The following is a 23,860-nucleotide window of genomic DNA, read 5'->3' on the forward strand; positions in this document are numbered from 1 at the left end:
CCGAGCGGGTCGGCCAGGCGATCGATGTCGCGGCTTGGGAAGTCAGCGGGTGATCAGCGAGAGCGCGATTTCGGTCTCGGTGAGTTCGACATTGAGGTGAGTAGCCCGCAGGTTGCGGTCGAACAGCGGAAGCAGACGCTCGGCCTCGATGAACTCGAGGCCGTCATCGGCGCCGAAGTGGCGGCGCTTGTAGTCCCACCAGTCAACGTCGCCCCTGGGGTGGCATTGCTCGGAATAGACGACGAGCGCGCGTGTCCCTTCGACGAGCCTGCCGTTGGACATGATGTAGACGCCCTCGTCGCCGACCAGCCACAGACCCGGACTCTCGCCTTCGCCGGGGCGGGTGCCGTAGTAGGGATTGCGGAAACCGTCATTGGCCGCGGCATCCTCGATGCCGCGCTCTATGACCTTGCGGACCGCTACGATCGGAAAGGTAAACATCGCCGCCTCCCTCACGCCGCTGCGCGGACGGGAAGGTTCCTGAGATGCACCGGCAGCTTGGCCGCGATCTCGTCGTCGGTCAGGTCGTCGAGCAACTTCTGCTCGGGCGTCCCCAGGCCATAGACGAGGATGGTGCGTTTGCCGCGATGCTCGGCTCCGAAGCGCTCCCCGGCGTAGCCGCGGTACTCGTCATGGGTTGCGCTCCAGACATGCTCGAGGCGCTCCGCACGCGTCATCGCCTTCACTGGCCAGGATTCGCGTTCGACGATGGCGTCGCGCATCTCGACCGGCGAGCGGAGCCGCGCGAGGTCGCAATAGGCATGGAAGTAGCGCGTCCTGCCGTTGATGCGCAGTGTGTAGAAGACGCTGGTCAGGCTCTCGGTGAGGGACTCGCGAAGGGCGAACATCTCGCCGCGCATCCAGAGCGGCGGCAGCAGGTCGAGCATGTAATCGTGCTCGGCTCGCGCGATCTCGAACCACTCGCCGGCGAACAGGCCGCTGTCGTCATTCTCCCAGCGATCGGGCCGCTGGGCGTGGCGGTCGAAGAGGCGGAACATCTGCCGGCGATCGGCGACGCCGAAGTAGACCTTGCGGATGAAGGATTGGGTCATGGGAGGCTCCTGGCCTTGTGCGGAGCCGGAGCGCGGTTCATCCCCTATGGATCACCATCCCCTTCGGCTCTTCCGGACCCTCCCCCCGCGGCCGCCTCTCCGCCCGGGCGGGTCAAGGGCCGGCGCGAGCCGGGCGAAGCTTCACCCTTGACGCGACCGGCGGGCATGCGGCAGCTTCCTCCTTCCTCCGCTCCTGCTTCCGCTTTCATTCTCAGATCGGCGTTCCAATCATCCGCTATAGGTCGAAGGCGATCACCGCCGCACTGAGCTTCCTCCCCCAGTCCGAGCAGGCGGTCGGCATAGATGTCGCCCTGCTTGTTGTTGTCGGTAGCCGCGACGAGCTCAATACCCGGCTTGGCGGCAAGCGCGCGGAGCGCCGCATCGGTTGCCGGCGACCAGCCGCCACCGGTGCTGAGATAGAGCGTGTCGGCGCGGAAGCCCTCAAGCGCGGCAAGGCTCATAGCGTCGATCGCGGCTTCGGTCACGCAAAGGCGCAACGCATCGGGACTGCCGAGGCGGAACAGCACCTTGGCGCCGCCCGTGGCAAAGCCGCGCCAGTCCGGTCCGCGTTCTTCCCAGCCCGTAACGGTGCCGTTGGTGTCAATATGGGCAGCCCACATCGAGCCGTGCGGGCCTTCGCGCAGGACGCCGGCGCTGATTGCGGCGCGGACGATGCGGTCGGGAAGATGGCGGGCCTTGGTGAGATAGCGCCAGGTCGCCGATCCGCACCACGGCCTGCGCCGTGCGTGCCAGCGCTCCGGTATCGACAGGTCAGGCTCCCGCTGGCGGGACACCCGCTGCCAGACCGGCTCGGACGGCACGAACCCGACAAGGTTGGCGACGTCGTTCATGGCTTCGACGAACGGCACCTTCTCAAGATGTTCGACCAGGCGAAAGACATCGCCCTTGTCGTCGCCAAGCGGGTCGAACCAGCCCTTGCCGTCATGGATGACGATGATGATCGACGCCTCACGGCGATACTTCATCGCCTTGCGCGTGCTCTGCTTGACGTCGAGGGCGAACCCCGCGCGCTCCAGCACCGCAGCGCAGGGTACCTTGTCCTTCAGCCCTTCAATTTCTGCTTTTTCCATTTCCGCCCGCGCACCTTCGCAGCGCCTCCCTTCTATCCGGTCCTCGCCCAAACAATCAGGCAGGAACAGGAGGCCGCGAAGCGCAAGGCGGGCAAGGGCGCGGCATGCAACGCGATGATAGTGACGGGTTGCGCCGCGGCGCAGCTTCCCTTGCCGGCCTTGGCGCGCAAGCGGCACGGTGCGCCGCCGTCAGTTTCGGTGATGCTCTTCCTCCGCGACCACTGCACGCACCGCGTCGATGTCCATTTCCGCAAACTGAGCGATTCGGGCGACTTCGCAGCCCATCTTGACCCAATGGTAGTCGGCACGGGCAGCCTGGCGCTGCGCGCGGTCTTGTCTGAAACTTGTAGCATTCTACGGACTGCGAACCTTGCTGACGCTCGCCCGCGACTATGTAAACACGACCGCCATGATTTTCGGCGCGGCACCGAGCTTTGATGATGTTCTGGCCTCGGCCCGGCAGAATCGAGAAAGCCCTGAACGCCGGAAGCCAGATGCGGCGGCCCCGATGCCAAATCAATCGCCTCCTTGCTCGACAGGCTGGCGGCGCAGGTTCTGCCTTGCCGGGCCGAAGCGATGTAATGTCTTTAGAGCTATGATTTTTCGCGCCGAGAGATCGCCACGCCATACGCCTCCTGAGCGCGAGACCCGATAGGTTAACCACCCTTTGAGTTGGAAATCCGCTTTCCGCGACGGCACCCCGCGATAAGCACGTTGGTTTCGCTGTAGGTGCGATCCGTACTGGCATTCTTCGGCAGGAGAGCAAGGCCTTTGCTCCTCGCTTTCTGTTATCAACCCGTCGCTAAAAATCCAGCCCTTCTAGGCCTCTCCGTCGGGAGAGCCCACTGCTCTCCTGACCAATGTGAAAAGGGCGTACAAGGTGAAGGCACCGAAATGTCCGTAAGCGCAAACAAGTCAGTTCGGTGCTGGAGCAGGTTCGTGGCCATGAGACCGGTTCAACAGGGCGGCCGAAGGAGCATCAGCATAGCGCCGCCGTCAAGGCGGGATGCGGGACCGACAGCCCCCGGCGAAGGGCACCATATGAAACGACCAGTCCCGGTTCCAGCAATCCTGGTTTCGATGTCACCGATACCCAAATGAAATCGGGTGAGAAATGCCGCGGAGTCGTGCGTCGCCAAGGCAATTTCTGGATGCTGATGGCATCCAAAGCCAAATACGCCACCGCCATATAGCCGCGTAAAACTCTCCTATGACTGACGCCATGCCGCTCAGCGGAACATCGAGCCGCCATCCACGTCGAGCGCCGCGCCGTAGACGAACCTCGCGGCGTCGGAGCACAGGAACAGGATCGCGGCAGCCATATCCTCGGGCCGGCCCATGCGGCGTATCGGCAGGTTGGCCGCGATGCGGTCCTTGAGGGCCGGGTCGATATGGGAGTGCATCGGTGAGTCGGTCGGCCCCGGATTGAGGGCGTTGATGCGCACCTTCTTTCCAGCCAGTTCGCGCGCAACCGACCAATTGGTAAATCAGCCATTCAGCTCACGACGCCTTGCTGTCATTGGAATCGGACACGATAAACGGCTCGATCCAGCCCTTTGCCGCATGTGGGCAGACCCCACCATTCAGACAGGTTCTGCCGGCGAAGCGGAAGATTCGCGACACCGGCAAAGTGTTCCGCCGCCTGACCCGAAGTGCCGGAGCCCCAGCATTCCTGCCGTCATGCGGCAAGAGCCATGGCATCAGCGCCTGCGGCCTGGCGCAACGGACAGTCCGGCTTGGTCACTGCCCGCCAAATGGCCGCAATCACGTCCGCCGGCTCGGTGGTCTTCGTGGTCGCCGCCGCCGCGTGAGCGGCAAAGACCTGCTTGGCAATGGGGCCATAGGCTTCGGGAATGCCCCCCGCTTCTGCCATCTTGCCGCGTGCGTTTGCCCCGAAACGGGTCCCTGGAGCTTGGCCGGGCAGGACCAGCCGCGTGCGGATGCCGAAGGGCTCGAGCTCCAGCGCGAGACATTCGGTAAAGGCATTCACCGCAGCCTTGCTGGCCGTGTAGATCGGTAGCAGCGGCAGCGCCTTCAGCGTTGTACTGGAGGAAACATTGACGATCGTCCCCGCTCCGCGTTGCCGGAACTGCGGCAGCACGGCGCGGACCATCTCGATCGTGCCGAAAGTGTTGGTCTCAAAAATTTCGCGGATTATCTCTTCCGGCGTGCCCTCCAGCGGTCCCATCCAGCCGATGCCCGCATTGTTTACGAGCGCATCGATCGGACCTGCTGCCTCGACCGCGCGGCCGATCGCATCGCGCTCGGTCACGTCGAGTTGCAGGATGCGCAGTCGATCGGAGGCGGGCAAGACATCCTCGCGCGGGCTGCGCATCGTGGCGACGACCGACCAGCCCTTGTCGATGAAGTGGCGCGCGGTCTCCAGCCCGAAGCCAGAGGAGCATCCGGTGATCATCACGGTATTCATGGGGTGTCTCCGTTGTTGGATGCTTTGGATATCGACCTTGCGGAGCGAACTTTCTATAATCGCATGTCCGTGATTGTTTATCGAAAGTCCGAAATGTCAGATCCGCTTTCAGAAGTGATCGCCCTTTTGCGTCCGCGCGCGCCCTTTTCGAAGCTGGTGGACGCTTCCGGCCCCTGGCGCGTACGGCGGACCGAGGTTGGACAGGTCTACTATTGTCTGCTCCTTGCCGGTCAGGCGCGTCTCGAGGTGGACGGCAAGCCGCCGATGAACCTTTGCCAAGGCGATTTCGTGCTGGTGCCGGCGGTGCAGAGCTTTTCCATGTCGAGCGCCGATCCCGAACCGCCGCCTGGGCTGGAAAGCCGCCCTTTGATCCGTCCGGACGGATCAGTGCGGATCGGGCCAGAGGATGCCCCTGTCGAGGTGCAGCAGCTCATCGGGTATTGCAGCTTCGGCGCCCCGGATGCGGAGCTGCTGGTGTCGCTGCTTCCCGATATGGCCATGGTGCGGGGCGAGCAGCGTCTTGGCGACCTGGCGCGACTGGTGCGGGACGAGGCGAGAGCGGATCGCCCGGCACGCGACGTGGTTCTGGAACATCTGCTGCAGGTGCTACTGATCGAAGCTCTGCGTTCTGCGACCGAGACGAGTGCCACGCCAGGCCTGCTGCGCGGGCTGGCGGACGACCGGTTGACCGGCCCGCTGCGCGCCATCCACGCGGCGCCAGATCGCGCATGGAGCGTCGCCGAGATGGCACGTGAGGCGGGGCTGTCCCGCTCGGCCTTCTTCACGCGATTCAACCGAGTGGTGGGCATGGCGCCGATGGAATACCTGCAAAGCTGGAGGATGACGCTGGCCAAGCACATGCTTAGAGCGCGGCAGCACAGCATCGCGCAGATTGCGGCGAAGACCGGATATGGCTCGACGAGTGCCTTCAGCTCAGCCTTCTCGCGGTGCGTGGGGGCGCCGCCAGCGCAATACGCCCGCGGTGCTTGAAGCGGCGAAATCAGGTATTCATAGCTGTGCCAGTGGGGGCCGACAGCGGGCCGGCAGCTTTAGGTTACAAATAGCTAGAAGCGGACATTGCTGCACTCCGCTTGCTTCGTCGAGAAGCTGGCCTGGGCGACACTCGGATCTCCAGACTGAAAAGTCGGAATGCGCCCTGACCCGGATATTGTCTTGGTTGCCGGTTCGGACATTCCGTCGCCGCGAGCTTCCTTCTGCAAATCGCCGGCCACAGCGTCGCAGTGCAGGGGAACGAATGGGTTTGGAGTATCTGGGCCGGATACGGCTTAGATCTTCAGATGCTGAAGAACTCGGCTCGCCGTTCCCTCGGTTACATCCCCAGCATCGTCGATATGGCCAAGTTTTAGCACCGCCCAGTTGTCGGCGATGCCAAGCGCGAAGGGCAGGTTCTGCTCGACGATCAGGATCGTCGTGCCGTTGGCCCGGCGTTCTTCCTTGAGAGCTGTGGCGATGCGTTCGACGACGGAGGGCTGCAGGCCTTCGGAAATCTCGTCGATCAAAAGCAGCTTCGGCTGCAGCATCAGCGCACGGCCGAGGATGAGCATCTTCTGCTCGCCGCCGGACAGCGTTCCGGCGCGTTGCGACAGGCGCTCGCGCAGGAACGGAAAATGCCCGTAGACCCGCTCTACCGCTTGCGCAAAGCCGCGATCCGAACGCAGGGCGAGCCGCAAATTGTCGCGCACGCTGAGATCCTGGAACAGGGCCTGCTCCTGTGGCGCATAGCCGACGCCCGATGCGATCAGCGAGGCCTGGGAAACGCCTGAAATCGACGCCCCATCAAGGCTGATGTCGCCCGAACGCAGCGCCACGAAGCCTAAAATGGTTTTGAGCACCGTGGTCTTGCCCATGCCGTTCTTGCCCATCAGCGCAAAAATCTGCCCAGGCGCGATGGAAAGCGACAGCGCCTCGATGACGGCAACCGGCCCATAGCCGCTCGAAACGTTCGACAGCGAGAGTTTCGGCAAGGTGGTTCTGGCCTCTCTGGTCTCAAGCATGGGCGGCTCCCGAATAGATCGTCCTGACCGTTTCGGAATTGACGACGTCGGCGACGCTGCCGTCAAGGACAAGCTTGCCCTGGTGGAGAACGACGATCCTGGTCGAGATGTCGCGGACGAAATCGAGATCGTGCTCGACCAGGATGGCGGCAAAGCCAAGCTCCCCCGTCAGCTTCTGCAGCGTGGCACCAATGGTGGTACGCTCGACGTTGGTCAGTCCGGCCGTCGGTTCATCGAGCAGGATGAGTTTTGGCTCGAGCGCAACCACCATGGCGAGCTCAAGGCTCTGTTTCTGCCCATGCGACAAGAGCGACACCGGCTGGCCGAGCATACGGTCGAGCCCGGTGGAGCGCAAAATATCGGCGGCGGCTGCCGGCAGTCCAAGCGTGGCGGAGCGGCGCAGCAGGCTCGGCGCCTGGCGCTAGGCGCGTGCCGTGCGCAGGCAGTCGGCGACGGTCAGGCTGTCGAAGACGCTCGCCACCTGGAATTTTCGGCCGACGCCGAGCGTCACGATTTTGTCCGGGGTCATGCCATCGATGTTCTGGCCGGCGATGCTGACGCTTCCGGTGGTGGCCTCGGTGCCGTCGCTGAGGCAGCGCATCAGCGTCGTCTTGCCGGCGCCATTGGGGCCGACGAGGCTGACCAGTTCGCCGGGGCTCACGTCGAGGTCGATGTCTTGCAGAACCTGCAGGCTGCCGAAGGATTTGCCGAGGCCGCTGACGGAGAGCACGCGGTTGTCGCCGGTGCTGCCGTTCCCGGCCGGCGCGACGGTGATGGCCGGGCTGCCGGCGGCGTTGGCCTGCTGCCGATTGCGGCGCGGCAGGGCCATTCTGGCCAGTTGCGCCAACCCGTTCGGCAACAGGATGATCATGACCACGAACAGGGTTCCGACGACCAGGTTCCACAGGAAGGGCAGATCGCCGGACAGCTGGGCGCTGAGATAATCGATGCCGATCGCACCCATGACCGGCCCGATAATGGTGCCGCGGCCGCCAAGGGCGGTCCAGATGACGATCTCGGTGCCGAAGACGAAGCCGGTGTTTTCCGGCGCCACCACGCCGGAGGCATTGGCATAGAGGAAGCCAGCAATGCCGGCGACGCCGGCCAGCAGCGCCGTCAGCACGATCTTGAGGCGCTGCGGGTCGAGGCCGAGATAGGCGCAGCGCGCTTCATTGTCGCGAATGGCGACAAGCAGCTTGCCCGCATCGGAGCGGGTGAAGACCTGGGCGACGACTGTAGTGACGATCAGGCAGATGCCGGTGAGCCGGAAATAACCCGGCAGGCCGAGCGGCAGGCCGGAATAGCCGACCAGTCCGCTGCTCGATCCGGTCCACACTCCGCCCGAAAACACCAGCTGCATCACCACGATCGGCACCACCAACGAGATCACCGTGGCATAGAGCGGTGTCGAGCCATGGCCGAACGACAGCCAGCCGACGAAACCGCCGAGCAGCACAGGGACGATGACTGCCAGGGCAAGCGCCAGCGCCAGAAGGGCGGGCGTCGAGCCGAGATGGCTCAGCACCATGGCACTGGCATAGGCGCCGGTGCCGAAGAACGCCGCCTGGCCGAAGGTCAGGATGCCGGTGTAGCCCCACAGAATGTCGACGGTCACCGCCAGCATGGCGTAGATCATCGAGCGGGTCAGCACGTTGAGCGTAAAGCGATCGAACAGCGCAGGTCCGATGACGACGACGACCGCGGTCGCAAGCGCAAGGGCTGCAAACAGCCAGACCCTCGGTGGGATGGAACGGTTTTCAGGCACGGGCAAATCCCTTTGGGCTGATGCGCAACACCAGGGCGCACAGGACCGCCACCGTGATGCCGCCGAGAATGGGGCTGACGAAGGTGCTGACCAGAACCTGGGCGCCACCGAAGACAATGCAGGCGATGGCCAGCGTCGAGAAGGACGATCCGGCGACCATGACCAGCATGAACGAGCCGATCAGCCAGGCGACGCCCATATTCGGATCGACGCTGGTCAGCGGCGTCAGCAGCACGCCGGCAAGTGCCGCCAGTCCGGTGCCGACCATGAAGGTGGCCAGCCGCACGCGGGCGGTGTCGATGCCGAGCGCGCGGGCCAGCATCTCGTTCATGATCACCGCTTGCGCCGACAGGCCGAGCCGCGTGCCTTCGAGAAGAAGGGTGAAGGCAAGCCCGATCACCAGCGCGGCGGCCACCGCGAACAGCCGGTAGAGCGAATAGCCGACACCGAAGACATCGACCGTGCCCGAGAGGAGATTGGAGGTGAATTGCACGTCGCGCCCGAACCACAGCGTGATCAGCTGGCCGATGACGATGCCCAGCCCCCAGGTCGCCAGAATGGCGTCTAGCGGCCGGCGATAGAGCGGCCGCACGATCACCAGTTCCGTGATGCCGCCAAAGATTGCGCCGACGGCAAAGGCGATCGGCAGCGCTGCCCAGGGATTGAGCCCGAGGCCGGCCGTCGCCACCGCGCAATAGGCACCGATCGTCAGCCAGGCGCCGTGGGCGAAATTGATGATCTTCAGCACGCCGAAGATTGCAAGCAGGCCGGCGGCAACGATGAACAGGATCGCCGCCGTCGTCACCATGTCCAGGAGAAGCGTCATGGCAGGTCCTCGATGATGTGGAACGGGGCGGCTCAGGGCCGCCCCGTTGCGAACAGAGGCGCGACTACAGGTTCGGGCACTGTTGCCCGGGGTCGACGCCTTCGAATTTGTCGACGACGGTCACCGAGCCATCCGCCTTTACCTGGCCGAGATACATGGTCAGCGGAGCGTGGTGCTGCTTGCTCATCGACACCGTGCCGCGGGGGCCGACGAAGGATACCTCGGCAAGCGCTGCGAGCACAGCGGCTGTATCGGTCGACCCGGCTTTCTCGACCGCGGCCTTGTAGAGGTAGATGCCTTCATATTCAGGCACTGAGAGGTCGTTGGGGGTGCGCAGGTCGGCGCCGAACTTCTTCTCGATGGCGGCAAGGAAGGCCTTGTTGGCGTCGCTGCCGATGCTGGTCACATAGGAAGCGGAAATGAAGATGCCGGCAGCATCCGCACCCATGCTCCTGGCGGTCCCTTCGTCGACGGCGAGGTTGCCATAGGGGATGGTAACACCAGCGCCGCGCAACTGCTTGGTCAAGGTGACGTTCGGCGCGCCGCCGGCGGTCGAGGTGATCACCGCGTCGGCGCCGGAACTCTTCAGGTTGGAGATGATGGCCGTCCAGTCGCTGCCTTCCATCGGCAGATACTCCTCGCCGACCACACTGGCGCCTGACTTCTCGATATAAGCCCTGGCGAATTCCAGCATGCCGCGGCCGAACGCGTAATCCGAGCCGATCAGGAAGAATTTTTTGGCGCCTTGCGTCTTCATGAAATTGTCGACGATCGGCGGCACCTGCTGCTCCGGCACCCAGGCATTGACGAACAGGTTGGCCTTGCAGGATTTGCCCTCGTAGAACGAGGTGTAGATGTAGGGTATGTCGCCCTTCGAGATGATCGGCAGGCCGGCATTGCGGGCAGCACTCGTCTCCATGGTGATGACGGCGTTGACCTCCTTCTGGAAGACCAGCGAATCGAAAGCCTTCTGCGCCCCCGCCGCACCCGAGGCATCGTCGGCGATCTCCAGCGCAAGCTGGCGCCCGAGCACGCCGCCGGCAGCGTTGATTTCGGCAACGGCCAGTTCCGCCGATTGGACGACCGAAGGCGCGACGACGCTGTTGGCGCCAGAGAGACCGACCGGGATGCCGATCTTTATCGGTCCGTCCGCGGCGAAGGCGGCGCTGGTCAGGGCGGCGCTGGCGAATGCAAGGATCACTGCTCTGTTCTTCATGGTATTCCCCTTTCTCTGGTTGATCTTACCGGGTGGTGCCGGCTTCTTCTTGGTTATCCGTAGACGTCACTGCGGCGGTCGCCGATGGCGTCGTTGCGCTCACTCAGCGCGCGCGCCTTGGCGACCTCGCCGAGGTTGATCGCGGCGATGAGGATTTCCTCGTCGGCTTCGCTGGCCGGCCCAGCAATCGGCCAGCCGGTCGGGCCGACGATCAGGCTCCTGCCGACAAAGGGCTGGCCGCGCTCGATGCCGACACGATCGGCGCAGGCGATGTAGATGCCGTTGCTGTGGGCGGCGGCCTTGTGCAGGATGTTGGCCATCGGCTCCGGGTGGTTGCCCTGGGCCGGCATCGGCACCCAGTTGGTCGGCACGCAGACCAGCTCGGCGCCCTTCAGCGCCAGCTGCCGATAGGTCTCCGGGAACCAGCCGTCATAGCAGATCGCCACGCCGATCCGGCCTATCGCGGTGTCGAACACCGGCAGGCCGAGATTGCCCGGCTGGAAGTAGAGTTTTTCGCGGTTCCACAAATGCAGCTTGCGGTAGGTGCCGATGGGACCCGATGGCCCGCACAGCATGGCTGCATTGAAGAAGCGGTCGCCGTCCCGCTCGGCAAGACCGCTGACGATATGGAGGTCAAGCTCGTTGGCCAGCGAACAGAGCAGCGTGGCGCTGCGCCCATCCGGAATGGGCGCTGCGAGCTCGGCAAGCTCTTCGTGGCTGTCGAAGACATAGCCGCTGTCGGCCAGCTCCGGCAGCACCACCACAGATGCGCCGAGACCGGCGGCCTGGCGGATCAATCGGTCCATCGATTTGAGATTTTTGTCCAGCCGGCCGATCGCCGGCTGGAACTGGATGCAGGCCAGACGTAGGTCCGCCGTCGCTTTCGCATGTGTCGTCAAGGCCTGTCTCCAAACGCAAAAAACCCCTGGGCGCGGAAGTCATCCGCGAGCCAAGGGCTACATAGCCATCAATGTGAAACGGCATTCCTGCCGATGAGCAAACCCGCTCGTGCTTTAAGAAGTTGCACGGACGGCAGATCGCGTCAAGGGCCAAAGATTCTGGCCAAAACCGCTGGTGTAAACTTCGATTTGTCGAAGCAAAATCAGCTGGTTATACCAGCTTTTTGCCGCAGCATACCGCTAGCGGCCTATCGATCGTTCGGCTGTTTCTGATTGCCTTGCGTGGCAATTCCGAAGCCGAAAGCCCGCATCGCTTCCTGGGCCGCGAGGATGCCGTCGGCGACAGAAACCAGCGCCACCCGCTTCGATGTCGCCTGATCGCGGATGAGCTTGTAGGCAGTCTCCTCGTCGACGCCGTTCATCTCGACCAGCACCCTGACCGCCTTCTCGATCGTGCGGCGACCTTTCAGCGTATCCTCCAGTTTGCGCACCTTGTTGGCCAGCCGCCCCTCGTAGCCGTAGCGATAGCGGGCCAGCGCAAATTGCGTTAGCACGCCCAGTTGTCGCAGCGGTTTGGTGATGACACCATGGGCGTTGAGGTCAATGATCGCCTTGATCGAAGTCGGGCTTTCGTAGGTGACGATGGCGACAACTGCTGCATTCACGCCTTCTATGAGTGATACCATCGCATCGGTCGGCGCTTCGCCCACCTGCACGAACACCGTGTCGATATCGCCCGGGATCGACGCCGGCGGCGGCCACGCCGCCCGGACCTCGCAACCCAACCGCCTGAGGTGATCGACCAGGGCAGCGCCATCCTCGTCCTTGGGGTGGATGACCAAGATCTTCGCTTGCCGCAGATCGTTGAGGATGCGTTTGAGCGTCGCCGTCATTACAGCCACGGCTCCTCGAAATGGGTGGCGGCGAGATAAGGGTCTGGCCGGATCGGCGCCTGCGACTGCCATGCGATGTCGAACTGGCCAGCAGCGTTGGCGATGCCGATGCGCGGTGTCGACCAGACGTGGCGGTTTTCCTGGTCGAACATCATCCTTCCCTCAGGCGACGCATAGTCGATTTCGAGCGCCGCCTGGCTGAGGCGGAATGTGTCGAGGGTTCCCGCCTTCTCCAGCGCGCGAGCGAACAGATGCACCTGCGTGTAGGCCGTTTGCGACCACATGGTCGCGGTTGTCCTGTCGCCAAAGCGGCGGGCGAGGTCACCGACAAAGCGCTGGTTCTCGTCGCTGTCGACACTCGCCAGATAAGGCGCGGCCAGCACATGGCCGGTGCAATGTTCGGCCCCGATCACCCGGATCTCGCCTTCCGCGAGCGTCAGGCTGGCGATCGGCCGCTTTGTCCGGTCGATGCCGGCTTCGGCATAGAGCCTGTAAAGGATCTGCGCGCTACGCCCGATCACCGTCGAGAAGACGGCGTCCGGCCCGGCCTTTTCGATGTCGGCCATCAGCCGTCGCATCCGGGGTTCGTCGGCATCGAGCGGCACATATTGTTCCTCGACGATGGTGCCGCCCCTGCATTCCAGCAGGTCGCGCATCACCCGGTTGGATTCATGCGGGTAGATGTAGTCGGACCCGGCCATGAACACGCGCGGCCCGTAGCGTTGCAGGATGAAGTCGGCAAGCGCGAAGGTGTTTTGGTTGAGCGTGGCGCCGGTGTAGAGGACGTTTTCGGAATATTCAAAACCCTCGTAGATCGAGGGGTACCAGAGCAGGCCATTGTAGCGCTCGACGATCGGCAGCACGGCCTTGCGGCTGCCCGACATCGAACAGCCGAAGATGACGTTAACATCGTCCTCGGTCAAAAGCTTGCGGGCGAGCGACCGAAACCTCTCGGGGTCGCTGCCCGGGTCGTAGGCAATCGGCTCGATCTGCCGCCCCAGTACGCCACCGCCGGCATTGATCTCTTCGATTGCAAGCGCTGTGCCGTAGAAATGCTCGCTTTCGGTGACCGAGGTGATGCCGCTGCGCGAAAAAAGGATGCCGACACGCCATGTCTGGGCTGTTCCTGGCACGGCAATCCTCCCCTGCTTTTTCCGGCAAAGGCCTATTGCACATGAGGCGTTGTGGCAATCGTCATTGGATAGTTGCTCTAGTTGCGTACAGATGACGTGCCGTTTGGTCAGTAGTTAATGCAAAGCGAGGCGCACGTCTCGTTTGAGCGAATGTCAAGAATGCCACCAAGCAGCCGCCATTGTAGCGGCCACTTTGAACGAGCAATGTTGGCGCAAACTCGCCCAAATCCAAAGCACCAGCGATGTCCGCTTTTGGCGGGCGAACGGCACTACTAGAATGACCGAAATCAGGCGCAAAGCTGCCGTTCACGTCTCGATAGCTTTCGGCTCAGACTCTCCCGTTCCTTACCGGTCTTTGCGGCACCGAGACAGGCCCATCACGCCCGACACTGTAAGAAGTATCGCACGCTCTCCGAGTGGGGGGAAAGGCGGTAGCCCTCTCCGCTGCCACTTCAAACCCTCACATATCCTGAATGGGCGCTGGATTAAGAGCTAACCTCTTTCCTTCCGAATAAGTGCTCGATGCGGGAAGGAGCGCGAGGGCGGGGCTTCGGGGCACCCTCGCTGCCCAAAAAGCAAGCCCGGATCGATTTCGGTCCGGGCTTGCCGTGAATGTGCCGAGGTTATTCGGCGGCCATGGCCAAGCTATCTGGCGCTTCGGTTACTGCCGAACGCAGAATACCCGGCAACCATCCCTTGCCTGCCAGTTCCTCTCGGCCAACCGCCTCGCCCTTGGGCGAGCGTTCCACCGCCTTGGCGACGGCTTCACTGCAACCGGCCGCGCGGAGCACGTCGGCGATGCGATAACCTCGTCCATTGGATGCATCGCTACGTGGTGGGTGTTCTCGACCAGCGAGATTCGTGTCGCTCCCCTCCCGCTTCTCCATCACCCGCATTGCGGGAGCGATGGTTTCGTCTTGTGCCTCGACGACGTACCAGTTTCGCCTTGAGCGCCACTTCGCCGTGCTGATCTTGTCGCCGAGCACCTTTCTGCCAACGGACCTGGGTCGCCTATCCTCCTCGCCGCGCAAGTGCTTCACACGGCGATGACCACCTCACGCCCTTCGGCGCTGGGCCGGCATGCTCTTGAAACGATTCCATAGGCGCTCCCGGATGGCCCGCTTGAACTGATGAAGGCCGAGCCGACATATTGCCCCCTCGTCCGGTCGGCCGTCAGCGCGAAAGCCGGCTTTCCGGGCTCCCGTTCGACCCCAAGCAACTCCTATTCCTCGACCGTGGAGCCTTCACTTTCACCACTCATTGGAAAAGCAGGCCGCCAAAGGCCAACACCAATCTAGGGACGTTCTCAAAAACCGGAGGGAAGCGGCTCATGTCTAACATCTCTGTCGGCCAGGAACACAATGATCTCGTGGTCGATCGCTTCCATATTGGCTTCGCGAAAGTTTTCGTGCGCGCCTGGCAAGACAACGGTTTTTATCCTGGTTTCTTCAGACGCCCAGCCCTTGTATTGCTCGACGGTTGCGGCGCCCCATTCTGAACTGGCAAGAACCAGGATGTCACAAGGATAGGATGAGGGCGAGAAGCCGGCAGCGGCGTGGATGAGCATACTTTTGAACGCCTTCTGGCGCGTATGGCGCCCAATCCATGTCTGCCCCATCCCGACTGCCTTCAAACCGTCGCGAAGCGTGCGCCAGTAGACGACCTTGCGCGTGATCTGACGCCGCCTCTGAGCGGTCATGCGATTGTCGGCCATCGGTTTCAGCCAAGCCGAACCGAGCGGCGGTGGATCTATGAGCAGTAGCGCCGGTCGCTCGCCGGTTGCATCATAGGTGAGGCGTCCAACCTCGATGGCCAGCAGACCGCCAAAACATATGCCGCCGACCACATGCGGATGTCGGCCGGTGGCCGAGGTCAGACCGTCGAAATAATTGGCGCTTATCTCGGCGACGCTAGAGTATGGCGTCTCTCCGGGTTCGAGCCCCATGCCACGCACCGCCATCACCGCGTATTTTTCCTTGAGGCGCTTGCCAAAACGGTTGGCAAACAGGGCGGATCCCGAAATGCCGTGTATCATGGCGATCGGCTCATGGCCGGCGCTGCCGGACACGCGCACGATGAGCTGAAGGGCCGGATGAACCTGATTCAAGGACGCGACCAGGCTACCGAATTCGCGCGGCGTCGGCGCCGCGAGCAAGACCGAGGTCTGGAGCTTGATGCCGAAGCGGCTCTGAACGGCAAGAACGACAGTTTCCGCGGTCAGTGAATCGCCACCCAGATCGAAGAAATTATCGTCGATGTCTGCACTCGGAATTTGCAGTTCCGCAGCAAAGATGCCTGCGATCAGATGCGCCGGCCCAATGCTTGGCGCTGCCTGAGCAGCGCGGATAATTTTCTGCACGTTCATCGGCAAGCCCCTGAACCGATTGATTTTCCGCCGATTGCAAGCAGGGCGGTACATCGAATGCCTTTGCTTTTAACGTACAGCCTGTGCGACTAACAGGGATTCTTACCCAGGGAGACCAAACACCCTGAGCCGGTCTGAATTGTCATTCGCATTCAGCGAATGACAGTCCTGGCAAAAAGCCCTTTCCAGATCTTGATCAGTTTTGCAGACGGCGCGTTCTCTTTCTTGTCGGACGATTGCACGGTCTGGCCATCCCCAACGGGGCCGCCACGTGCCTGAAGAAACTGCTGGAGAAGTGGCTTGTCTATCTTGCCTGTCGGCGTCAAAGGCAATGACTCGACCGCTTGGATTCGGCCTGGAATTTTCCATTGAGGGAGGATCGACCTCAACCCGGCTCTTAAGGCGCCAGTCTCAAACAACGCTCCCTGCCTCATCACGACGAAGGCAGCAAGGGAGTGCGCATCCTGCCGAAGCTCGGTGACGACCGCTGCTTCGTTCACGGTTGGAAGCAGCATGAAAGCCTGCTCGATTTCCCGCGTTTCGACGCGATACCCGCGAATCTTGACCTGTTCGTCGCGCCGCCCGAGGAATTCAAGACTGTCGTCGCTCGATAGCCGCCCGATGTCGCCGGTATGGAACAGAAGCTGGCCGGGAAAATTGGAGTCGGTGCCGAAATGCCTTGCCGTTTCGGAGGACTGCCGCCAATAACCATCTGCCAGGAAAGCGCTGCGGATGACGAGTTCGCCCACACCTCCCGGTTCGACTGGCTGGCCATCTTCATCGATGACCAGAAGAGATTTGTCGGTGACCGGGCGCGGCGCCGGTACCGTACCTGCCGCAGGTGTCTCGCCTGGGGCCACCGATGCCACCGCGATGTGACCAGCTTCGGTGGAAGAGAAACGGTGGCGCAAGGCACAGGACGTGGTGAAGCGAAGGCGCCATTGCTCAACGTCCGAGGCAATGACCGTTTGGCCCGCAAGCGCCACGAGGCGTACCGACGGATGCAGGCCCGAGCCCTCGAGCATCGACAGATACTTGCGAAACAGCATGACGGGCGGATGCAGCAGGGTGATGCGGCGCTCGTCGATCCACGCCTTCAGATCGGCGAGACCACGCGATGCCGCGTCATAGAGTTCCAGCGTGGCGCCGTTCAGAAGCGCGCCGAAGACGTCCGCTTCCGATGAGGCGAAACTGCAATATGTCAGAAGAGACTGACGGTCCGAGAAGGTTACCCCGTCATATCGGGCACAAAGCCAGGCCCGATGCAGTACGGTGCGATGGCTTTTCACCACGCCCTTCGGCCGCCCGGTGCTCCCGGAGGTATAGAAGATTGCGGCCGGGTCGCCTGGGTTGACCGGGACATGCAGCGCATCCGCGGAATATCGCGCGTCGATGTCCTCGATCAGGCGAACCCGCCTATGGTCATCGACAAGGCTAAGCGCGGTCATTGCGTGAGACGCGCCGGCGAGCAGCAGATCCGGCGCAGCATCGCTGATGATGTCGCGCTGCGCTGCAAGCGGCATTCCAGGATGAACGCAAAGGAAGGCCTTTGCCGCCTTGAGCGTCGCCAGCGCACAGATCACCATGTCCGGCGAATGGTCGACAAGATAGGCGACGCATCCTTGCCCTGGCTGCGTGCGCTCAAGGATTGCGCGAGCCAGTTGATTGGAACGCCGGTCGACCTCGCCGTAAGTCCATTGTTGCCGCTCGCCGCCGATCGCCACGTGTGAGGCATGACTGCGGACAACTCTGTCGAAACGCGCCGGGATGGTCTCCTCCAGCTCGGCCCGGTCGAACGTCATCATGTGATCGTTCTGATTTGGCGCAAGATCGTGCAACTGATCAGCCATGACCCTCTGCAAGCCGGATTTCGGTCACGACATCCAGTTCAGCTTCGAGCTTTGCCTTGCGTCCATAGGCGATGAGCGCACTATAGGTGGATGAGCGCAACCACACACCTTCCTTCAGGCTCTGCCGGCGGGCGCGCAATTCCATTTCACCGGGGATCAGGATTTCGTTGGCGCCTTCGGCGCGTTCCCCGTTCCTGGTCTGCTCGATCAGGCGATCGACGCGCTCGATAAAGTCCCCAACCGGCATGAACCGCTCGGGGTCAAGTGCCATGAAGAAGTGGCCGTAGTCCGGTGCGTGGCGGCTGTCGTGCAGCGTGTCTCGCTGATGATCACGGCCGAAACCCGCGCCGCTGAGCACGCCCGCAAGCACTTCCATCACCAGTGCCAGCCCATAGCCCTTGTATCCGCCGATCGGCACGCCAAGTCCTGCGGCGAGATCGCCCAGATCGGTAGAAGGACGCCCCGACTGGTCAAGAATCCACCCAGCTGGCAACGGACTGCCTTCCGCCACGGACAAGCCGATCTTGCCGCGCGGGGCGACGCTCATGGCGATGTCGAGAAGGATGGGGAAATGCCGTCCTGCCGGAATGCCTACACCAAGCGGATTGTTGCCAAATGTTGGCGTGACGCCGCCTGTCGGCGCCAGGATCAGCGGTCCGTTGGTTGTGCAGAGTCCGATGAAACCGTGCTTCGTTGCTTGCCATGCATAATGGCCGGCGGCGCCGAAATGGTTGGAGCGGCGGACGCCGACGATTCCGACGCCGTGCCTGCTCGCCTTTTCAATGGCAAGGTCCATTGCCACCATGCTCACCCACTGGCCCGGTCCGTTGTCGCCGTCAATCCGCGCGATGGTGGCGCTCTCGTGTTCGACCCGGATTTGCGGACGAGCTTTGATCTTGCCCGAAGCAATCCTTGAGGCATAACGCGGAATGCTGACCATGTCATGTGTCGGCTGTCCGCGCAGGCTTGCCTCAAGCTGCACTTCGGTGACAATCGCCGCACCCTCGGAGCTCAGTCCGGCCCGTGTCAGCGCATCGCGGCCATAGGCGCGAAGGCTCTCGATCGTCACCAAAACTTTCGTGCCATTTTCGCTCGATACCGGTGCGGCGGCCACGATTGGCCCGATATCGTGCCGTGCCACGGCAACAGCGCGCGCCAGATCGGCGATCGTCTGGTGCCGGTAAAGCTGACGCAAATCGAGGATCAGGCCGGCCTTGCCGGCTTCGACAACGATATTGATGCTCAGGATGGAATTGCCACCCAGGTCGAAGAAGTTGTCGTGGAGCCCGATCTCATCGAGCCGCAACACCCTTTTCCAGATCTCCACCAAGATCGTCTCGACGTCGGTAGGTGCGACCCCGTGCGGATCGACCCGGATCGAGGGATGCGCGACAGCATTGGAACGAACCGACGGCTGCGGCTCCCTGGTGAGCAGAGCCCCCCGGTCGATCTTGCCGTTCGGGGTGCGGGGCAGGCGCTGCAGAATCACGATGCGTTGCGGCAGCATGTATTCCGGAAGCTGCCGCTTCAGAAGCTCGCGCAACCGTAGCGACAGGGCAACCGTATCCGCATCACGCGGCTCGTTGGCCGCAACGAAGGCGACCAGGCGTTTTCGATCGCCGAGATCATCGTCCTCGCCAGCATCCTCCACAACACCGACGACACATTCGCGTACTTCAGGGTAAGCAAAGATCGCAGCCTCGATCTCGCCCGGTTCGATGCGGAAGCCACGAATTTTGACCTGTTCGTCGGCGCGGCCGAGAATTTCGAGCGTCCCGTCGGGCCGGTAGCGGGCGAGGTCGCCGGTTCGATGCAGCTCGCCCTTATGCGGGCTGAACGGATTGGGCCCGAAGTTGCAGACGGTCTGCTCCGAACGATCGAGGTAACCGAGTCCGATTCCTGCCCCGCCAATGTACAAGTGGCCTCCGATGCCGATCGGAACCGGATGGCCGGACGTGTCCAGCACGTACGCCTGCGTGTTGGCGATCGGCCGCCCGATTGGGACGATCCCCGCCACGCCGCCCTCCGCCGGAATGGGGTAGACCGTCACGATCCCCGTCGTTTCGGTCAGGCCGAACATGTTGATGAATTCTGTCGCGGGTTTGCAGAGCCGCCGCCATTTTTCGACCAAGGCGCTGGGCAAGGGCTCGCTGGCGGAAAGCACGAGCCGCACATGACTGTCGAGCAAGCTTATCCGCACGGATTGGTCGAGCGACGTCAGAACCTGCAGGCAGCTGGCCGAGAAGGATGGAACGAGGTCCAGCACCGAGACGCGCTGACGGCGCACCGTCTCGAACAGCAGATACGGATCGCGCAACTCCTCGGCCGATGCTATTGCCACGGCAGCGCCGCAGGAAAGCGGGACGGCAAACTGCCGTATCGAGGAGGAGAACGAGAATGAAGCGGTGTGCAGATAGATGTCGTCCGGACGGATAGCGAGTGCGCGGATCATCGCCTGCGCATAGTGGCCGACATTGGCCTGCGTGATCATAGCGCCCTTGGGTTTGCCGGTGGAGCCCGACGTGTAGATCACATAGGCAAGTGCATCGGGTGCGCAGAGGCCTATGGGATTGCGCGGATCCTCTTGCGCCACGGAAGCCCTGCAGGCGTCCAGGCAGATCGTCCGGCCGGACTCCGCAAGATCGCCCGCAATCTGGAACGCGGCCGGGAACTTTGCCAGCAGCGACGTTTCTGTGACGAGCAGGCTCACGCCGGCATCATGCAGCATGAGGGCGATGCGCTCGGACGGATGATCGGAGTCGACCGGCAGGAATGCGCCGCCGGCCTTCCACACTCCCAGCAGCACCGCCAGCATCTCGCCTGATCTTGGCAGGCAGATCGCGGTCAATGTCTCGCGGGCAACCCCGCGGCTGCGAAAGTACCGCGCGAACCGGTTGGCCCATTCATTGAGCTCGCGGTAGGTGAACTGCCGGTCCTTGCCCAACACGGCGGCGGCCTCGGGTGTTCGTTCCACCTGCGCCTCGAACAGCTGGACACAATCCTGACCAAGCAATTCTCCGACTTCGGTGCGGTTCCAGTCGACTTCGATCTGGCGGCGGTCGGCGTCGGGCAACAGGGGCAATTCCGACAGTCTTTGCCCGGGATCGGTTGCTATGCCTTCGAGCAAGGTCTGGAAATGCCGGGCCAGCCGGTCGATGGTGGCCGGCTCGTACAGATCGGCGTTAAATTGCCAGGTTGCGGACATCCCTTCCGGGCTTTCCGACAGGTACAAAGCGAGGTCGAACTTCGCCGTCGCCTTGTCGATGCTCAAAGGCTGTGCCGCGAGGCCCGGCGCGAGATTGAAGCAAGGTCCTGTCGCGTGGCCGGTCGCCGATCGTGCAGGCAAGCCTGGCAATTCCGGGACGTTCTGAAACGCGAACATCACCTGAAACAACGGCGTGTGGCCGGGATCGCGCCGAATCTTCAGCTGTTCCACGATGCGTTCGAGCGCAACATCCTGGTGTGCATAGGCATCGAGCGCCGTCGACCGGATGCGGCCGAGCAACGCCAGCAAGGGCGGGTCGCCGGCAAGCGATGTCCGCAGGACCAGCGTGTTGGCGAAAAACCCGATCAGCGGCTCCAGCTCCTTCCTCGGGCGGTTTGCGATCGGCACGCCGACGACGCAATCGTCCTGCCCGTTGTAGCGGAAGAGCAACGTCTTGAAGGCCGCCAGGAAGATCATGAACAGGGTCGCGTCCTGGCTTCGGCCGAGGACCTTCAAGCGATCCGTGGTTTGACGGTCGATCACGGCCTGCAGAGTTCCGCCGCGATAGGATTGAATGGCGGGGCGCGGGCGGTCAGTCGGAAGCGTGAAGGCTTGCGACAGTCCTTCGAGCCGGCGGACCCAGTAACCGGTCTGGCGCTCGAGTTCCCCGGCCTCGACGCCGCGCCACTGCCAGTCCGCGAAATCGCCATACTGGAGCGGCAAGTCTTCGAGCGGCGACGTCGTGTCGTGATGAAAGGCGTCGTAGAGTTGCTTCAGTTCGGCATGGAGGACAGCGACCGACCAGCCGTCGGAAACGATATGGTGCATCGTCAGCAGCAGGAAGTGCTCGTCGAATGCCAGCCGGATCAGCCTGGCGCGAAAAAGCGGGCCCTGTGCCAGATCGAACGGTTCCGCGACATCCTGGCTGGCAAGGCGCATTGCCTCGGCGGCGCGCACCTGCGCATTGTGGCCGGTCAGATCGATCACCATCAGACTGGTTTCCTGAAATTCGGAAACCACCTGCACCGGTTCGCCGTCGCGCATGTGAAAGGTCGTGCGCAGGATGTCGTGACGCCGACGAATCTCATCGAGGGCCGCTGCCAGTGCGCGCTCGTCGAGCGAGCCTGTCAACCGCAGCGAGGCCGACATGTTGTAAGCGCCGCCGGCGCCCATTCCGTCGAGAAAATAGACGCGCTGCTGGGCGGACGAGAGTGGTGCGGGCGTCGCCACTTGCCGCCGCGGGATGCGTGTCGTGCCGGGCTCAGATACCGGTCCATGCTCCAGCCGCACCGTGCCCTCGGCCACGAGATTGGCCATATGCTCGCCGATGCGTTCCGAAAGTCGCGCAACGGTGGGGCGTTCAAACATGCTGTCGATCGGCAATCCGACCTGAAATATGTCCTGCAGCCTGGCGAGAAGCTGCATGGCGATCAGCGAATGACCGCCGAGATCGAAGAAGTCGTCATGAATGCCGGGCGGTTCGGTCCCCAGCACTTCGGCAAACACCGCCGCCACCCGGCGCTCGGTGGCGGTTCGGGCAACCACCTTGCCGGTCCGTGGCGCATCGACTTGCGCGAGCTGTCGTTGCGGATCGAGCGTCAGGGCCAGATGTCTGCGATTGACCTTTCCGCCGGAATCGACAGGGATTGCCTCCACCACAATGATCTTCTGCGGTACCTTCGAGCGCGCCAGCCGTTCGGCCACGAAGCCGCGTATCTGCTGATCCGACACCAATTGCTCGTACCCTGGCTTGAGCACGACCGATGCGGCGACCGCCTCGCCGAGCACCGGATGTGGAACGCCGAAGGCAGCCGCCTGCGCGATCGCGGGGTGTTGGAGCAGGACCTGCTCGACCAACAGCGGCGATATCTTTTCGCCGCCGCGATTGATGATGTCATTCAGGCGCCCGGTGACGAACAGATAGCCGTCGGCGTCGATATGGCCCATGTCACCCGTCCGCAGCCAGCCATCGATGAATGCGGCTTGGTTGGCGGCGGGGTCACCGTCGTAGCCCTGCATGACATTGGCGCCGCGAATGACCACCTCGCCATTTGCGCCGGGCGGCAGGAGACGCCCGGTTTCGTCCATGATGGCGATTTCCGGCCCCGCGGCTTTGCCCACGGAGCCTAGCTTGCGTTCGAACGGCGGAAGCCGGTTGCTCGCAATCTGCGGCGCTGCCTCGGTCATTCCGTAGGCCTCGACAAACGGCACGCCGAATATTCTTTCAGTATCCGCGATCAGCTGAGGCGGCATTGGTGCCGAAGCCGAGCGAATGAAGCGCAGTCCACTCTGGCGAGGGTCATCCGGGCAGAGACGGATCTGATCGAGAATGGTGCGATGTATGGCGGGCGACGCCGAAAACCAGGTCGGCCTGAACTCGCTGAGACAGCTGAAGAAGCTGTCGGCGGAAAAACCCTCCATACTGATGTAGGAGCCCCCAGATACCACCGACGATAGAAGGCTGCTTATGCCGTGAATATGAAACAGTGGCATCACGCCCAGACACCGGTCGGTATGCCGGAGATCCAGCGCCGAGCAGATGTTGTGCGCCGCAACGCAAAGGTTTCGATGTGTCAGCGAGACTAGCTTCGGCCGCGCCGACGTGCCCGACGTGAAAAGTAGCAGCGCGGCATCGTCTGGCGTGGCCCTGGGCTGGTCATCGCGACGTGCCCCGCTGGCGCCGGCTAACAAGAATTGCTCGAGAGCCGCGTCGCGCGCCACATGCAGTCGCAGGATGCGTATGTTCAACGAAATCGCCACGGCGAGCACTGGCGATTGCCAGCCATCCGACACGATCAGCGCCTTGGGCTGCACCGCGCTTAGTTGCGATTCAAGCTCGTCGGCGGGCCATGCGGGATTTAGGGGAGCGCAAGCCGCGTTGGCTGCGACCGCCACGATCACAGCAGCAGCTTCCGTGCACTCGGGCAGAAGAAGCGCTACGCGGTCGGCTGGTCCGATGCCTTCCAGCGCCAGCCATTCACCGATGCGGCGAATCTTGAGCGCCAACCCTTGATAGGTAAGAGGCGCGCGTCCCGCAGCCAGAAGGGCCACCGTTCGCGAATTCTGTCCCGCATGCCGATCCACATGGCCACGTATCGTGTCCATCAGATCATGCTCCAAGA

Annotated in this window: 15 protein-coding genes and 2 pseudogenes; 1 reads left to right on the forward strand and 16 read right to left on the reverse strand. The window is 62.9% G+C overall.

The window, feature by feature from the left end; genetic code table 11:
- Positions 1-42: 42 nt before the first annotated feature.
- The 5 genes and pseudogenes from LB552_RS16050 to LB552_RS16070 all read right to left on the reverse strand — a co-directional run bounded on the left by LB552_RS16050 (position 43) and on the right by LB552_RS16070 (position 4,571).
- Positions 43-441, reverse strand: coding sequence for a DUF3085 domain-containing protein (locus tag LB552_RS16050; protein ID WP_224544558.1), 399 nt, complete (start codon positions 439-441; stop codon positions 43-45).
- Between the two features lie 11 nt (positions 442-452).
- Entirely contained in the window at positions 453-1,052 is a 600-nt protein-coding gene (locus LB552_RS16055; RefSeq protein ID WP_224608120.1) for a DUF1419 domain-containing protein, read from the reverse strand.
- Between the two features lie 44 nt (positions 1,053-1,096).
- Positions 1,097-2,194, reverse strand: a complete 1,098-nt coding sequence (locus LB552_RS16060; RefSeq protein WP_318012047.1) for a DUF3991 and toprim domain-containing protein — start codon at positions 2,192-2,194, stop codon at positions 1,097-1,099.
- 1,178 nt (positions 2,195-3,372) lie between these two features.
- Positions 3,373-3,618, reverse strand: a pseudogene (locus LB552_RS16065) (SDR family NAD(P)-dependent oxidoreductase); the annotation flags it as partial.
- A gap of 203 nt (positions 3,619-3,821) precedes the next feature.
- Positions 3,822-4,571, reverse strand: coding sequence for an SDR family oxidoreductase (locus LB552_RS16070; protein WP_224608123.1), 750 nt, complete (start codon positions 4,569-4,571; stop codon positions 3,822-3,824).
- Positions 4,572-4,583: 12 nt separating this feature from the next.
- Here LB552_RS16070 and LB552_RS16075 point away from each other — a divergent pair, with 12 nt between their 5' ends.
- Entirely contained in the window at positions 4,584-5,561 is a 978-nt protein-coding gene (locus LB552_RS16075) for an AraC family transcriptional regulator (RefSeq protein WP_318012048.1), read from the forward strand.
- A gap of 296 nt (positions 5,562-5,857) precedes the next feature.
- Here the strand turns inward: LB552_RS16075 and LB552_RS16080 are convergent, their stop codons facing one another.
- The 11 genes and pseudogenes from LB552_RS16080 to LB552_RS16130 form a co-directional block, all read right to left on the reverse strand.
- Positions 5,858-6,586, reverse strand: a complete 729-nt coding sequence (locus LB552_RS16080; RefSeq protein ID WP_224528624.1) for an ABC transporter ATP-binding protein — start codon at positions 6,584-6,586, stop codon at positions 5,858-5,860.
- Positions 6,579-8,357, reverse strand: a pseudogene (locus LB552_RS16085) (ABC transporter permease subunit). Before LB552_RS16085 ends, LB552_RS16080 begins: the two are co-directional and overlap by 8 nt.
- Complete coding sequence (locus LB552_RS16090) at positions 8,344-9,177, reverse strand: branched-chain amino acid ABC transporter permease (protein ID WP_224528628.1); 834 nt, start codon at positions 9,175-9,177, stop codon at positions 8,344-8,346. The pseudogene LB552_RS16085 and the gene LB552_RS16090 overlap by 14 nt, the downstream one beginning before the upstream one ends.
- A gap of 64 nt (positions 9,178-9,241) precedes the next feature.
- Positions 9,242-10,393: a substrate-binding protein gene (locus LB552_RS16095; protein WP_224608126.1), complete on the reverse strand. Its 1,152-nt coding sequence runs from the start codon at positions 10,391-10,393 to the stop codon at positions 9,242-9,244.
- 53 nt (positions 10,394-10,446) lie between these two features.
- On the reverse strand, positions 10,447-11,292 hold the full coding sequence (locus tag LB552_RS16100) for a nitrilase family protein (RefSeq protein ID WP_224528632.1): 846 nt from the start codon (positions 11,290-11,292) through the stop codon (positions 10,447-10,449).
- Positions 11,293-11,540: 248 nt separating this feature from the next.
- Positions 11,541-12,185, reverse strand: coding sequence for an ANTAR domain-containing response regulator (locus LB552_RS16105; protein ID WP_224528634.1), 645 nt, complete (start codon positions 12,183-12,185; stop codon positions 11,541-11,543).
- Positions 12,185-13,318 (reverse strand): transporter substrate-binding domain-containing protein, encoded by a 1,134-nt coding sequence (locus LB552_RS16110; protein WP_224528636.1) that lies wholly within the window; start codon positions 13,316-13,318, stop codon positions 12,185-12,187. The genes LB552_RS16105 and LB552_RS16110 overlap by 1 nt, the downstream gene beginning before the upstream one ends.
- 623 nt (positions 13,319-13,941) lie before the next feature.
- Positions 13,942-14,304, reverse strand: coding sequence for a hypothetical protein (locus LB552_RS16115; protein ID WP_224608129.1), 363 nt, complete (start codon positions 14,302-14,304; stop codon positions 13,942-13,944).
- A 320-nt stretch (positions 14,305-14,624) separates the two neighbouring features.
- Positions 14,625-15,683 (reverse strand): alpha/beta fold hydrolase, encoded by a 1,059-nt coding sequence (locus tag LB552_RS16120; protein ID WP_224608132.1) that lies wholly within the window; start codon positions 15,681-15,683, stop codon positions 14,625-14,627.
- Between the two features lie 152 nt (positions 15,684-15,835).
- On the reverse strand, positions 15,836-17,533 hold the full coding sequence (locus LB552_RS16125) for an AMP-binding protein (RefSeq protein ID WP_224608135.1): 1,698 nt from the start codon (positions 17,531-17,533) through the stop codon (positions 15,836-15,838).
- On the reverse strand, positions 17,526-23,843 hold the full coding sequence (locus LB552_RS16130) for a non-ribosomal peptide synthetase (RefSeq protein ID WP_224608137.1): 6,318 nt from the start codon (positions 23,841-23,843) through the stop codon (positions 17,526-17,528). The genes LB552_RS16125 and LB552_RS16130 overlap by 8 nt, the downstream gene beginning before the upstream one ends.
- Positions 23,844-23,860 lie beyond the last annotated feature (17 nt).

The organism is Mesorhizobium sp. CA7, assembly GCF_020165015.1.
Lineage (GTDB): Bacteria > Pseudomonadota > Alphaproteobacteria > Rhizobiales > Rhizobiaceae > Mesorhizobium.